Origin of the sequence: Ruegeria atlantica, from assembly GCF_013032005.1 — a bacterium.
Taxonomy (GTDB): domain Bacteria; phylum Pseudomonadota; class Alphaproteobacteria; order Rhodobacterales; family Rhodobacteraceae; genus Ruegeria; species Ruegeria atlantica_A.
On the sequence record NZ_WQBE01000016.1, the window covers coordinates 17,202 to 29,441 of the forward strand.

General features: G+C 53.2%; 13 protein-coding genes. 9 read left to right on the plus strand and 4 right to left on the minus strand.

The annotated features are described in order from the left end of the window. The first annotated feature begins 65 nt into the window (after positions 1–65). From GOX21_RS20160 to GOX21_RS20180, 5 genes are all read left to right on the plus strand, one after another. The gene (locus tag GOX21_RS20160) at positions 66–1,136 is read left to right on the plus strand and encodes an ABC transporter permease (protein ID WP_170351258.1); all 1,071 of its coding nucleotides are present in this window, start codon (positions 66–68) and stop codon (positions 1,134–1,136) included. Next, positions 1,136–1,918, plus strand: coding sequence for an ATP-binding cassette domain-containing protein (locus GOX21_RS20165; protein ID WP_170351257.1), 783 nt, complete (start codon positions 1,136–1,138; stop codon positions 1,916–1,918). Before GOX21_RS20160 ends, GOX21_RS20165 begins: the two co-directional genes overlap by 1 nt. 179 nt (positions 1,919–2,097) lie before the next feature. Beyond that, complete coding sequence (locus tag GOX21_RS20170; RefSeq protein WP_170379705.1) at positions 2,098–2,586, plus strand: hypothetical protein; 489 nt, start codon at positions 2,098–2,100, stop codon at positions 2,584–2,586. 97 nt (positions 2,587–2,683) lie between these two features. Then, on the plus strand, positions 2,684–3,337 hold the full coding sequence (fsa, locus tag GOX21_RS20175) for a fructose-6-phosphate aldolase (protein WP_170379703.1): 654 nt from the start codon (positions 2,684–2,686) through the stop codon (positions 3,335–3,337). Positions 3,338–3,741: 404 nt separating this feature from the next. Continuing rightward, on the plus strand, positions 3,742–4,911 hold the full coding sequence (locus GOX21_RS20180) for a cupin domain-containing protein (RefSeq protein ID WP_170379701.1): 1,170 nt from the start codon (positions 3,742–3,744) through the stop codon (positions 4,909–4,911). Between the two features lie 29 nt (positions 4,912–4,940). On the opposite strand, the gene GOX21_RS20185 is transcribed toward GOX21_RS20180, so the two are convergent. After that, positions 4,941–5,831 (minus strand): DMT family transporter, encoded by an 891-nt coding sequence (locus GOX21_RS20185; RefSeq protein WP_170379699.1) that lies wholly within the window; start codon positions 5,829–5,831, stop codon positions 4,941–4,943. A gap of 141 nt (positions 5,832–5,972) precedes the next feature. On the opposite strand from GOX21_RS20185, the gene GOX21_RS20190 reads away from it, so the two are divergent. Continuing rightward, positions 5,973–6,761 (plus strand): class I SAM-dependent methyltransferase, encoded by a 789-nt coding sequence (locus tag GOX21_RS20190; RefSeq protein WP_170379697.1) that lies wholly within the window; start codon positions 5,973–5,975, stop codon positions 6,759–6,761. Between the two features lie 328 nt (positions 6,762–7,089). Here GOX21_RS20190 and GOX21_RS20195 read toward each other — a convergent pair whose 3' ends face one another. Next, entirely contained in the window at positions 7,090–7,494 is a 405-nt protein-coding gene (locus tag GOX21_RS20195) for a PaaI family thioesterase (protein ID WP_170379696.1), read from the minus strand. Between GOX21_RS20195 and GOX21_RS21805 the strand changes: the two genes are divergently transcribed. The 3 genes from GOX21_RS21805 to GOX21_RS20210 all read left to right on the plus strand — a co-directional run bounded on the left by GOX21_RS21805 (position 7,489) and on the right by GOX21_RS20210 (position 10,256). After that, the gene (locus tag GOX21_RS21805; protein ID WP_367647973.1) at positions 7,489–7,992 is read left to right on the plus strand and encodes an antibiotic biosynthesis monooxygenase; all 504 of its coding nucleotides are present in this window, start codon (positions 7,489–7,491) and stop codon (positions 7,990–7,992) included. The genes GOX21_RS20195 and GOX21_RS21805 overlap by 6 nt on opposite strands. A gap of 92 nt (positions 7,993–8,084) precedes the next feature. Next, positions 8,085–8,636 carry a gluconate 2-dehydrogenase subunit 3 family protein gene (locus GOX21_RS20205; protein ID WP_170379694.1) on the plus strand — a complete coding sequence of 184 codons (552 nt, stop codon included), beginning with the start codon at positions 8,085–8,087 and terminating at the stop codon, positions 8,634–8,636. A 42-nt stretch (positions 8,637–8,678) separates the two neighbouring features. After that, positions 8,679–10,256: a GMC oxidoreductase gene (locus GOX21_RS20210; RefSeq protein ID WP_170379692.1), complete on the plus strand. Its 1,578-nt coding sequence runs from the start codon at positions 8,679–8,681 to the stop codon at positions 10,254–10,256. Here the strand turns inward: GOX21_RS20210 and GOX21_RS20215 are convergent. Together GOX21_RS20215 and GOX21_RS20220 are read right to left on the minus strand one after the other, a co-directional pair. Continuing rightward, the gene (locus GOX21_RS20215; protein WP_368040048.1) at positions 10,253–10,975 is read right to left on the minus strand and encodes a glutathione S-transferase N-terminal domain-containing protein; all 723 of its coding nucleotides are present in this window, start codon (positions 10,973–10,975) and stop codon (positions 10,253–10,255) included. The two genes, GOX21_RS20210 and GOX21_RS20215, sit on opposite strands and share 4 nt — an antisense overlap. A 264-nt stretch (positions 10,976–11,239) precedes the next feature. After that, positions 11,240–11,950 carry a M48 family metalloprotease gene (locus tag GOX21_RS20220; protein WP_170351246.1) on the minus strand — a complete coding sequence of 237 codons (711 nt, stop codon included), beginning with the start codon at positions 11,948–11,950 and terminating at the stop codon, positions 11,240–11,242. Positions 11,951–12,240 lie beyond the last annotated feature (290 nt).

The following is a 12,240-nucleotide window of genomic DNA, read 5'->3' on the forward strand; positions in this document are numbered from 1 at the left end:
CAGCAATCCGATACTTCCTGTAAACTGATCTCGTGACCCCAATGCAAGCCACGAAAGGGTGAGATATGTCTGAAACAAACCAAGGCACCCCGGAATTTGAAGCCGCAGCAAGCAGGGCGGAAACCGTCGCGGAGTTTGAGGATCACCGGCGCGGCGCACTGGGGAAGTTGCAGCACCTTCTCCATGTCAATCCGTCCTTTGTGCCACTTATTGTCTTAGTCGGAGCGATGTTGGTTTTTGGGCTGCTATTGGGTTCAAAATTTTTCTCGCCTTTCGCTATGACCTTGATCCTTCAACAGGTTCAGATCGTCGGCATCGTGGCAGCAGCACAGAGCCTTGTTATTCTGACCGCTGGCATCGATCTGAGTGTCGGTGCGATCATGGTTTTTTCTTCAGTTATCATGGGTCAGTTCACCTTCCGATATGGCATTCCTGTGCCATTAGCCGTCATGTGCGGTCTGGCTGTCGGAACGATGATCGGAGCCCTCAACGGTTGGCTTGTCAGCCGCGTTAAACTCCCCCCTTTTATTGTCACACTTGGAATGTGGCAGATCGTTCTGGCAACCAATTTCCTGTATTCCGCAAACGAGACCATTCGTAGTCAGGACATAGAGGCAAACGCCCCCTTCCTTCAGTTTTTCGGCACAAAATTTAGCATCGGTGGAGCGACTTTTACAGTTGGCGTCATATTCATGCTCGTCTTGATTTTTGTGCTGGCCTATGCACTCAAACACACAGCTTGGGGCCGTCATGTCTATGCGGTGGGCGACGATCCAGAAGCGGCCGAACTGTCCGGTGTCAATGTCCACAAGACCTTGATGTCAGTTTATATGCTCTCCGGACTGATCTGCGCCTTCGCCGGCTGGGCTCTGATCGGCCGCATCGGCTCAGTCTCTCCAACTTCTGGCCAACTGGCCAACATCGAAAGTATCACCGCGGTTGTGATCGGTGGCATCTCACTGTTCGGCGGGCGGGGATCCATTCTGGGATCGTTGTTCGGAGCACTGATCGTTGGCGTGTTTACTCTTGGGCTGAGGCTCTTGGGCGCAGATGCGCAGTGGACCTTCCTGCTCATCGGTCTCCTCATCATCGCAGCGGTCGCAGTCGACCAGTGGATTAGAAAGGTTTCGGGCTAATGTCAGACACAACACCAATCGTCCAAGGCCGCGGAATCGTGAAGCGCTATGGCCACGTCACCGCCATCGACCATTCCGATTTTGAATTGCGTCAGGGAGAAATCCTTGCGGTCATTGGGGACAACGGCGCCGGAAAATCATCCATCGTCAAAGCGATCTGCGGAGCCACGATCCCGGATGAGGGCGAAATCCTCATCGAAGGCAAGAAGGTTAACTTTACCTCTCCGATCGACGCCCGGAACATGGGGATCGAGATCGTCTATCAACAACTTGCCATGTCGCCCGCTCTGTCAATCGCGGACAATATGTTCATGGGTCGTGAGATCCGCAAACAGGGCTTCATGGGGCAATATCTGCGTCAACTTGATCGACCCGCCATGGAAAAGTTCGCCCGTGAAAAACTGACCGAGCTTGGCCTCATGACCGTTCAGTCGATCAATCAAGCGGTTGAGACACTGTCGGGCGGTCAGCGCCAAGGTGTTGCCGTTGCGCGCGCCGCAGCCTTTGCGACCAAGTTCATCATCATGGACGAACCAACGGCTGCACTGGGGGTGAAAGAGAGTCGGAAAGTTCTCGAACTCATCCAGGATGTGCGCGCGCGTGGCATTCCGATCATACTTATCAGCCACAACATGCCGCATGTCTTCGAAGTCGCCGATCGCATCCATGTGCACCGGCTGGGCAAAAGGCTCTGCACAATCGATCCCAAGGACTACACAATGTCCGATGCCGTGGCCTTCATGACTGGTGCCAAAGAGCCCCCGAAAGAGGACGCCGCGTGATCGGGCAGGACATAATACGCGTTTGCGACCTGATCTCGTCCCGGAGGCAAGTTGGGGTTCGGACGATTGTCGCAATCGCCGGCCCCCCTGCATCCGGCAAGTCGACGCTGGCAGATAACGTTGTGCAATCACTGAACGCACATCAGAGTTCTGCGGTTCCGTTAGCCACGCTGGTACCCATGGACGGCTATCATCTGGACAATCGGGTACTTGAGACGCGTAGTTTGTTGGAAAAAAAAGGGACACCAGAAACCTTCGACGGAATTGGGTTTTGCAAGGCAATCAGAGGACTGCAGTCGGCGCGACATGAGTCCTTTCACCCCAAATTCGACCGCCAAATGGATCTGGCCATTGCAGGCGCGATTGCTGTTCACCCAGAAACTCCGACTATCGTCGTTGAGGGAAACTACCTTCTGATTGATAGCGACCCGTGGAGAACATTGGCAGATGTCTATGCCGCAACAGTATTTGTCAGCCCAACTTTAGAGGAGCTTAAATGCAGGCTGCAAAGCCGCTGGATCAAGCATGGCTTTGACCCAAAATCCGCGCTGCAACGCGCCACAACGAATGATCTGCCCAATGCTGAACTTGTCATCAGAGAGAGCAGGAAAGCCGATCTGACATTGAACCAGAATTACACCGAATTCGGTATGCGTTGCGCGTTTTGATCCGGCTCATCCGACGCAGAAGCGATCCGTTGATACTAACTCGTCCTGGCGTTTTTCAGTGCAATTAACATCATCCCATACACGATGAGGGAAGCTTATGAAGTTCTTCGTGGACACCGCAGAAGTAAACGACATCAAAGACCTGATAGACTTTGGGCTACTGGACGGTGTTACCACGAATCCAAGCCTGGTCGCCAAGTCTGGCCGCGATTTCAAAGAGGTCATTGCTGAAATTTGCACTCTGACAGATACGCCCGTATCGGCAGAAGTCGCAGCTTTAGATGCCGCAGGAATGATTGCGGAGGGAGAGTACCTCTCGGCGATCGCAGACAACGTGGTTGTCAAACTGCCGCTGACCTTGGATGGCCTGAGAGCCAGTGCTCATTTCAAGAGGCAGGGTATTAGAACAAACGTCACGCTTTGCTTCACACCCAATCAGGCTCTTTTGGCGGCAAAGGCGGGCGCGACCTATGTATCACCTTTCGTTGGCAGATTGGATGACATCAATCTAGACGGAGCCGATCTAATCCGTGATATCCGAAGCATCTTCGACACCTATTGTATTGAAACTGAAATCATTGCAGCATCCATCAGAAGCCCCAATCATATTACAGAGGCGGCCTTGGCCGGATCAGACATAGCCACGATCCCCCCGTCCGTTATCCGCAAATTAGTCAGGCATCCGCTAACCGACACCGGCATTGAGCAGTTTCTCAATGATTGGAAGTCGACCGGGCAATCGATTCTGTAATGGAGGGTCATTTTGCCTGAGACAGAAGGCACCGAACACTGAACGGCTGTGTGTCGGGGGACTAAAACCTCAATGACAGGTTACCTTAAGTGATTAGAAAGTCGAGTTGTTCGGAAAATTACCGGCACTACGCTTCAGTGGTGGCATAAACACAACGGCAACGATCTAAATCTTCAACGTCCGCTTTCTGAAGTGACGGGAGATTGTGGTGCGACCGCAGCAAAGGTCCACTTCCCGTGCTTTGCGCCATCTAAAGCATAGCTACACAGGTGGTTACACAAAGAACATGAGATGGCACGGGTGTCTCGCTGTTCGACCGTGCCAAACAATTTGTAGCAAGTTTAGAGAGCCAAATATCCTGTGTTACACTTTTGAGACTACTCCCCGAGAATTAGGAGGCCAATATGGTTAGTTCATCCAGGCGAGAATTCTTTAAAGCAGCCGCAGCAACGGGTCTCGGGGGAACTGCTGCGATGCAAGTTTCAGCCGCAGAGTTTCCATCGGGCCCATTTTGGAACAATGTTCCTGATCCAGAACTTTCCAAGCAAGAGCTTCCAAACTTCAAGTTTGAACTGGAAAAATCCAAAGGGCGTGAAGACGGTGGCAGTTTCGGAAAAGAAGCCACCGTGCGCCAACTTCCGGTTTCAACGGGAATCGCCGGTGTCTCAATGAAACTGGAACCCGGTGTCGCCCGTGAATTGCACTGGCACGCCACTGCTGCGGAATGGGCATTTGTCATGGAGGGGCGATGCCGGACGACAGTCATCAACCCGGCTGGAAAATCCGAAACGAACGATTTTGAACCAGGTGACGTATGGTATTTCCCGCGTGGTTACGGGCATTCCATACAGTGTCTGGGCAACCAGCCTTGCCACTTCATTCTGATATTCGACAATGGGTATTTCTCTGAATTCGGTACATTCAGCATCACGGACTGGATTGGCCACGCGCCGAAAGACCTGTTGTCAAAATCCCTTGGCTTGCCCGCAGCAGCGTTTGACTCTTTTCCCAAGAGCGAAGTTTATTTCGTTCACGGCGACCCGCCGCCGGAAGAACCTGCTTTGCCTCATCAGGGGCATCTGGCAACACCTCGGAATACGCATAAATACAGGCTGCTCGACCAAGAGCCGAATTCTTCTTTCGCAGGCGGTCGAGAATGGCTGGTCAGCCAATCGGAATTCCCCATCTCAACCACGGTTACGGGCGTGGTTTTGGAACTTGAGCCTAAGGGGATGAGGGAGTTCCACTGGCACCCGAACGCGGATGAATGGCAATACGTAATGAGCGGTAGCATCGGAATTACCATATTTGGTGCAAACGGCCGCTTCGCCACAGAATCTCTGAACAAGGGGGATGTGGGATATATTCCTCAGGGTTATGGGCATTCGATTGAAAATGCTGGTGAGGGAAAAGCCCGAATACTGATCGCGTTTAACACCGGTGAGTATCAGGCAATCGACCTTTCAGAATGGATTGCAGGTAATCCCAACTACCTACTTGCCGCGCATTTTGATCAGAAACTGGATGTTGTCAAAAAGCTCCCGAAGCAGGACGTCTTCATCGCTCCAAGGTAGGTACAAGGCAAACGTACAATGGCGGCATACTAAGACTTGAACTTGCCAATGATCAGCGCCGCGACGATCAGAATAAGCGCAAGGATGTCATTCGCCTGTAGTCGCTCTCCAAGAAACGCAATGCCGATGAAAACGCCTACCAGCGTGATCAGATAACCGGAAAGGGCAGTAAAGGTCGGGCCGGTTCGACCAACCATATAGATGAACAGAACATAGGCTATGCCGCCACAAAAGACGCCTAGGCCTGCCAGCGCTGTTACACTTTGCCACGACGGGTCCGGCTTCCACGCGGAACTGAGGATCAACGTCAAAATCACCAGTACTGCGGACGCGATCATAAAGACGTTTCGCATCGCAAGAACAGGTGGCACGTTTGACAGATGTTTCATCATGATCAGGCTTGCCGAGAAACTCAGTGCGCCGCCCAGGATCGCCAGTTCGCCGATTATGTCCGCCAGCCAGCTGCCTTTGATACTTGGAACGATCAGAACCAGAATCCCTACAAAGCCGACAGCGACACTCAGCGCTGCGATCAAACTCCAATGCTCGTCTTTCACGAAAAACGGGGCCAGTATCAGGGTAAAGATTGGCACTGTGGCAAGGAGGATGGCAGCAATACTGCTGTCGACGTGTTGCTGCCCCCAGGGGATCAGAAAGCACGGCAAGATTGCTTCAGCTACCGCGATTGCACAGTAAAGCGACCAAGGCTGTCTGCCGACTTTTATCGAAGATCCCGCTGAACGTCCGTACGTCACAGCGGCGATGATCGTCAGGGTGACAAATCCGATCAGCACCCGCCCGGTCGCCACGACCAACGGCGAAAAACTCTGAATGGCCAGTTCGTTCAGAACAAACTGGGACCCCCAAATCAGACTGATCCCGACCAATAACAGATAGTCGAGGGCAACAGGCCTGTTCATGACGAATGCGCTTTTTCGAACACGTGACTCACCACAAAAACATGAAGTCAATCAATCCTACCACAAGCAGGTAGACCGTGCGCCCGGGTATTAACATGCGTGAATACAGTGTATTTTCTGGATAGAAATGGGAGGCACCAGATGTACGAAGATCTATTACCTCACACATTGCCGACTGAGGCCGAGCGGCTTGATCGCATGTCACATGCGCACGACCCCGATACCTTTGCAACAATTGAAAGACTGAACCTTCCAGAGAATGCGCATTGTCTGGATATAGGTGCCGGGCGCGGAAGCGTCGCGATCTGGCTGGCCGAGACATTGCCCCACGCAAAAGTCATCGCCAGCGATCTGGACGTGTCGTCCGTGAAAGAAAACACCTTACCCAACATAGCCCTAGAGGAGATCGATCTGCGAGCCGATGAGCTTGGTTCAGAATTGTATGATCTGGTTCACTGTCGCGCGGTGTTGTGCTTTTTACCGACCCGAACAGAGGTTTTGTCAGCGATCCTGAAGTCGCTCAAACCCGGCGGCGCATTTGTTGTTACTGAAATGGATTTCAGGCGAGTTGCTTCCGGTCCGAGCCGTTTTTGGGCTACGTTCTGGACCGCGTATCTCGAATTCACCGCATCTCAAGGGTGGAATTTAGAATTTGGTGCAACGTTGCCGGGCTTTCTTGCCAATACGGGCTTTACGGAAATTGATGCACGGCACATCCAGCCCATTTTAAATCTCTCCGGAAATACCGCAGGAGCGGCTGAAGCGCAGACCTGGTCACTAACATTGGCAACATTGGCGCCTAAATTGATCGGTGGCGGTTTTATGACCGAAGGCATGCTGACCGAAGCACTTTCGATCATCCGTAACCCCGAAGCTTGGACGGCCGGACCAGGCTTCATGGTCACCAGTGCGCGGCGACCGATGACCTAACCCGAGGGGCAACTTATCCTCGGCAAGAAACACTTGTGGATGTCTGCTATTTTGAAGCAAGCGCCATTCGTGCAATATGCAGAATGTGGTACTTAGGGCTCAGGGCGGCCATCAGAGCCAGTGCAGCATTGCCCCCTGCCCCACATCACACAGGCCGTACGGACGGCCCAATCCGGTCACTCAGTGAGGTGCATAGTTGCTGCGCGCGCAGCCCGCTTTGCTGACTTTCACTGCACGTGCGAATTATGAAAGCACCAAACTCACAGATCACGGACAAATCTTGGTTATGGCTTCCGATTGCAAACTCAGCCAGCTATGACCTGGTGGTTTAACCTTTCCAATCCAGAGTGAGTTGCGTTTGGGTCACGATCGCCGCAGTACGGCCATCGGGTCGGGAAATCGTGGTCTGCCAAATCATTGTTTTTCGACCGCGATGCAGGGGAATACAGGTCAAAGTGATCTCGTCGCCAATCCGCACAGATCGGATGAAGTTCGTCTTGCTCTCCAGGGTTGTTGTACTGGCATCTTTGTCAAGGTTCACTGCCGCAGCTACTCCTCCTATGGAGTCTGCCGCCCCCATGATCGCACCACCATGCATCACCCCGTTTCGGTTGCCCATGTCTTCTCGGACGAGCAGTTTCGCCACCACCTCCTCCACTGAAACGGACACCAGTTCGAGGCCCAGAGATTGGGAGTAAGGTGGTAACCAGTGCTGGATGTTTTTGTTATGCATGTACGATTTTACTCATGGGCGAATACATCTGTGTTCCTTGGTGTCCGAACTAGAGTACCCACCACCATTTTACCTGCGGGCGGAATACACTTATTCTCGTGGTGTATTCAAAATCGAATTGTAGGAGAAGTTACCGTGTCCGTCCCGCAGATTGTAACTGTCGTTGGCTATATGACGATCCTAGAATCACATGCAGCGGCATTTAGAGAAAATTGTTCCAAAATGATTGAACTGCGTAGGCTAGAACCCGGCCATTTGGCGTCAGCCTACAGTTTCGGTGCCGGTGGAAAAGTTGTATCCCGCGAAGACTATGACAACGCCGATGCAGTGATCCGCCATATGGAATTGGGCAACCACATCTTTGAGCTCACGCAACAGCTGGTCGAGATCACCGGGGTCGAATTACATGGCCCGCAAGCGGAGCTTGAAAAGCTGGGCGATCTGTTCAATGGGATGTCTCCCGCAATCTTTGACACCGAGTTTGGATTTCGCCGGTAGTTAGACGTGTATGACTGATTGAACGGAAACTGATAAGGTGGGCCCAGCCAGGTGATCAGGGCATCTGTTTGCAATAGGTGGAGACAGGTCGAATGATGGGAAGACGACGCTTTTTGACTCGTGTGATCCCGACAACGTTCTGGGCAAACATCGTAATGCGCAGCCTTTCCATAAACGCGGAGGCAAAGACCGTCGAAAACACAAGCTACAAGGTACTCACGGCAGCCGAAGTAGAGACTCTGGCTGCCTGGTGTGCGGCGATCGTGTCCGGCGCAGACCAGGCCGGGGTCGCTAGGTTTGTCGACGAAAACCTCGCAGGAGATCAGGCCACGTCCTTGTTACTTCTCAGATACCTCGATGCCAGCGACATGGCAGGATTTTACCGCAATGGGATCTTGGGCATTGAAAAAGAATGCATGCACCGGTTTGGTTTGTCCTTTGCACGGGCGGATGCCGGTAAGCAACTGGAATTGGTTGAGGCTGCGATAGCCTCGAAGATGCAAGTTTGGACCGATCCAGATCCGAGTTTCTTTTATTTCATTTCACGCAGCGACGCGGTGGATGTTGTTTATGGCACGCAGGCGGGATTTGCGGATCTGAATATTCCTTATCTCGCGCATATTCCGCCACCCCGGCCTTGGTAGCAATTCTGCTAACCTAGGAGAAACCCAAAACACAGAGAACCAATGACCAAAATATCACATGATAAGGTCGAAGTCGTGATCATCGGCTCTGGCATCGCCGGCAGCACGATGGCGGCGGAGTTGGGTGAGGCGGGGTTCGCCGTGCTGGTCCTGGAAGCCGGGCCGGAGCGCCAGCTTTCGGATATGATCAGCTCGCAGATCTGGTCCCGGCGGCTCAGATGGGCAGGGCCGGAGGTCCGGGAGTCAGGCGATCTTGTGGGGGCCGCAAACTTCGCCATGGGTTGGGGGACCGGCGGGGCCGGTTTGCATTGGTACGCAAATTGGTACCGGCTGCATCCGGACGACTTTCACGTCAAATCCTTGTACGGGCGCAGTCTAGACTGGCCCATTGATTATGAAGACCTGCGGCCATGGTATGACCGTGCGCAGTTTTATTTTGGCGTTTCTGGCGATGAAGATACTAATGCGCCGCCCGGCGAGGCCTATCCCATGCCTGCCATTTCAATTTCCAAACAGTCACAGGCCATCAAGCCCGGGTTTGAAGCAGAGGGGCTGAAACTCACAACAAACACATTGGCAGTAAACTCCGTTCCCTATGATGGCCGGTTAGGATGCCTGCTTGACGGCTGGTGCGACGCGGGCTGCCCAATCGGGGCGTTGGCAAATCCACTAGTCCTGCAATGGCCACGGGCCCGAAAAGCTGGGGTTGATCTACGCCACAACGCCTATGTTGCACGAATTGAAACTGACCCTGCGGGGTCTAAGGCAACCGCGGTCTTATATGTCGATGAGCAGGGCCGGGAAAACCTGCAACCTGCCGAAATTGTTATCTCGGCGTGCCACACAATCTGGAATACACGGTTGCTGATGCTGTCCGCCAGCGACAAGCATCCTAATGGGCTTGGCAATGGCAGCAAAACCCTGGGACGCTATTTTACGTCTCACGCGCTAACGACCATCCACGGGCTTTTTTCTCAGGAAACTGAGCCCCATTTGGGTGTGTCCGGTGCGAATACGCTCTGCCTGGATGGCTATGACGACAAACAACCGGCAAAGGATACCTTTGGCAGCCGCGCGTGGCTTGTTGGACAAGCTGCAAAACCCAACGATTTGTTGGGAATTGCTCTGGCCAAACCCGAATTGCGCGGCGAGGCTCTGGACGCATATTTGCGTCAAGCCAGTTTGCATTATGGCAATATGACTGTGTTGTGCGAGGAAGATAGTATTCCGGAAAACCGCGTCACGCTCGATCCATCAAAAAAAGATCGATATGGGTTACCGCAAGCCCATGTGCAAAACTCTCTTCCACAGGCAAATGCCTCCAGATCAGATCTGGCGAGGGCCGAGGGTCTCCGTATCTTCAATGCGGTGGGGGTTACTGATGCCTGGGCGGGCCCGCGAAATCCTATGCACATGATGGGCGGAACAATCATGGGCGACGATGCATCGGCATCGGTCACGAATTCATATGGGCAGGTGCATGAGATCGACAATCTGTTTGTCGCCGGCGCAAGCCTGTTTCCGACGCCCGGCGCCATCAACCCGACGGCTACGCTGGCTGCGTTAGTGTTTCGCACGGCAGATTATATTCGCACCCATCGATCAGAGTTACTGCCTTAAAGAGCGCTGCGCGGCAGTTGTGCCCGCCCCATTCCATCGAATGCGCCGAGCAGTTCTTCGAACCAACGGTGCAGAGCACTCTCTGGTGGCCAGAATGTCGTCAGACTGACAACCCGGGGCCACTGGAATGTACCGAACAATATATAGTCCGAATAATCTGGTGCTACGCCGCCCAGGAACGGCGTTTCGGCGAGCGTTACCTCAAGCGGGCTCAGTGCTTGTTTGATCGCGTGACGTGCGGATTCAGGGTCAGCTCCGATTTCTTCGACGGTCTGGCCGAATTTGCGCAGGGTTCGTTCACGATAGTAATCCTTGTCGCACTTCGCCGTCAGGGGAAATTGCTCCGCTATGACAGCACGAAAGATCAGAGGGTGCAGCGTGTTGTCTGCCCAGTGATTGACGAATAGCGACTTTGCCTTGTCGGATGGGCTGGCAAACAGTGGATGGCCCGGATAGGTGTCATCCAGATAAGACGCAATGCACCAACTGTCCCGGACCCACTGATTGCCATCCACCAGAACCGGCGCCGTCACACCCCCGGATCTTGCGATCCGTTGCTTTTCGGTTATGCGCCATGGCTCTGAATCAAAACTTAGTTGTTTATGCGCCAGCGCCATGCGACTGCGCCAGCAGTACGGACTCAAATGGGCTTTTGGATTTTCACCAACAACTTCAAAGAGCCTGCGCTTGTTCTCGTGCGATATCATGTTGGGGCCCATTCTGTTTCACGGCAGTCTAGCACATTGCCAGGAACGACTGAGGCCGCTTTTGCGTTATGTTCGCGCAAGGGAGTCCTGGTTAATGGCTGTCCGCAACCGCAGATGAGCAGCCGCCACGCCATCATTCGGCTCTGAGCCGACATTGGCTTTGCCCACTGGTACTGCGGCGCACCCCGTCGAAGCGGCCATTCACTGAAACTGCGTTATCAAGGCTTGCACGAACTTTAGCATTGTGACTCTGCGACTACCTGTTGACCTAATGAATCAGCCGCCAATCTGAGTCATCGTAGCTTGAACCGCATGATACCTTTGTGCGTTGGGAGGATGTGTGCCCAGAAAACGATCACCAGGATCAGGAACTCGCGCGAAGTAAAGCGCACCTTTGAGTGGATCATAGCCCGCTTTATGGGCTATTACCGTGCCTAGTTGATCAGCTTCCAATTCAAAGTTCTTTGAATAGCTGCGCCCGCCGACAAACGCTCCAAGATCTTGTGCAGCGGCAATATCATTCGGCCCGGTCCCGGCTATTGTTGCCAGACCAGCCAAAATTACTGCACCAGCCGCCGCATTTTGAGCGCGACGCGCCAAATGCCCTTGAATGTGGTGAGCGGCTTCATGCGCCATTACAAATGCAAGTTCATCGGTATTGTTCACACTTCGTGTCAGCGCTTGGGTCATTGTGATCACCGGGCGTCCCGACTTGCTTAAGCTCTGATATGCGTTTGAGGGTGCTTTTTTGTTTGGATCAATGCGGATCAAGAAATCGCAATTCACTCCCCGAGTACGGCGGCGGCATTCTCGCTCTGCCACGGGTTCTATTCGTGCGGCGACCTGCCGAAACCTTACTTGTGCCTGCTGTGAACTGACGGGGGCGCTCGCGCGACCGGGGTTTGGGATAGGTGCAGATGGAGGAGGGTTGGTTGATACGCATCCCGCCAACATCAAAATAGATATTGCCAATACAGCTCGCTTCATAAAAGCATCTTTCTAGCAATTCAAAACACAGAAATTGAGGCCATAGTCTTCGATAAGCCAACATCCAAATCCGATAATAGAGTTTGTGTGAATTGTTATTCAATAACAGCGGAGATTGTCTGTAGTCGCAGGCCGATTCAGCTGTCGCCAGAATGGTGAGCACCGTAAATGGCGTTGAAACGAACAGCCAACTAGCCCACGGCCTCCTCGCTAACGACCTAAACCTTGTTGATCGACACCTTAAGATTATTGCGCTTTTTGAATGTTTCTACAGCGACTTGTCGGCCGCA

Bases quoted from the DNA above. Each gene is read 5' to 3' on its own strand.
- GOX21_RS20160 (WP_170351258.1), top strand. From the start codon at position 66: ATGTCTGAAACAAACCAAGGCACCCCGGAATTTGAAGCCGCAGCAAGC.
- GOX21_RS20170 (WP_170379705.1), top strand. From the start codon at position 2,098: ATGGACGGCTATCATCTGGACAATCGGGTACTTGAGACGCGTAGTTTG.
- GOX21_RS21805 (WP_367647973.1), top strand. From the start codon at position 7,489: ATGCATGTACGATTTTACTCATGGGCGAATACATCTGTGTTCCTTGGT.
- GOX21_RS20205 (WP_170379694.1), top strand. From the start codon at position 8,085: ATGATGGGAAGACGACGCTTTTTGACTCGTGTGATCCCGACAACGTTC.
- GOX21_RS20165 (WP_170351257.1), top strand. From the start codon at position 1,136: ATGTCAGACACAACACCAATCGTCCAAGGCCGCGGAATCGTGAAGCGC.
- GOX21_RS20220 (WP_170351246.1), bottom strand. From the start codon at position 11,950: ATGAAGCGAGCTGTATTGGCAATATCTATTTTGATGTTGGCGGGATGC.
- GOX21_RS20210 (WP_170379692.1), top strand. From the start codon at position 8,679: ATGACCAAAATATCACATGATAAGGTCGAAGTCGTGATCATCGGCTCT.
- GOX21_RS20180 (WP_170379701.1), top strand. From the start codon at position 3,742: ATGGTTAGTTCATCCAGGCGAGAATTCTTTAAAGCAGCCGCAGCAACG.
- GOX21_RS20190 (WP_170379697.1), top strand. From the start codon at position 5,973: ATGTACGAAGATCTATTACCTCACACATTGCCGACTGAGGCCGAGCGG.
- GOX21_RS20195 (WP_170379696.1), bottom strand. From the start codon at position 7,494: ATGCATAACAAAAACATCCAGCACTGGTTACCACCTTACTCCCAATCT.
- fsa (WP_170379703.1), top strand. From the start codon at position 2,684: ATGAAGTTCTTCGTGGACACCGCAGAAGTAAACGACATCAAAGACCTG.
- GOX21_RS20215 (WP_368040048.1), bottom strand. From the start codon at position 10,975: ATGGGCCCCAACATGATATCGCACGAGAACAAGCGCAGGCTCTTTGAA.
- GOX21_RS20185 (WP_170379699.1), bottom strand. From the start codon at position 5,831: ATGAACAGGCCTGTTGCCCTCGACTATCTGTTATTGGTCGGGATCAGT.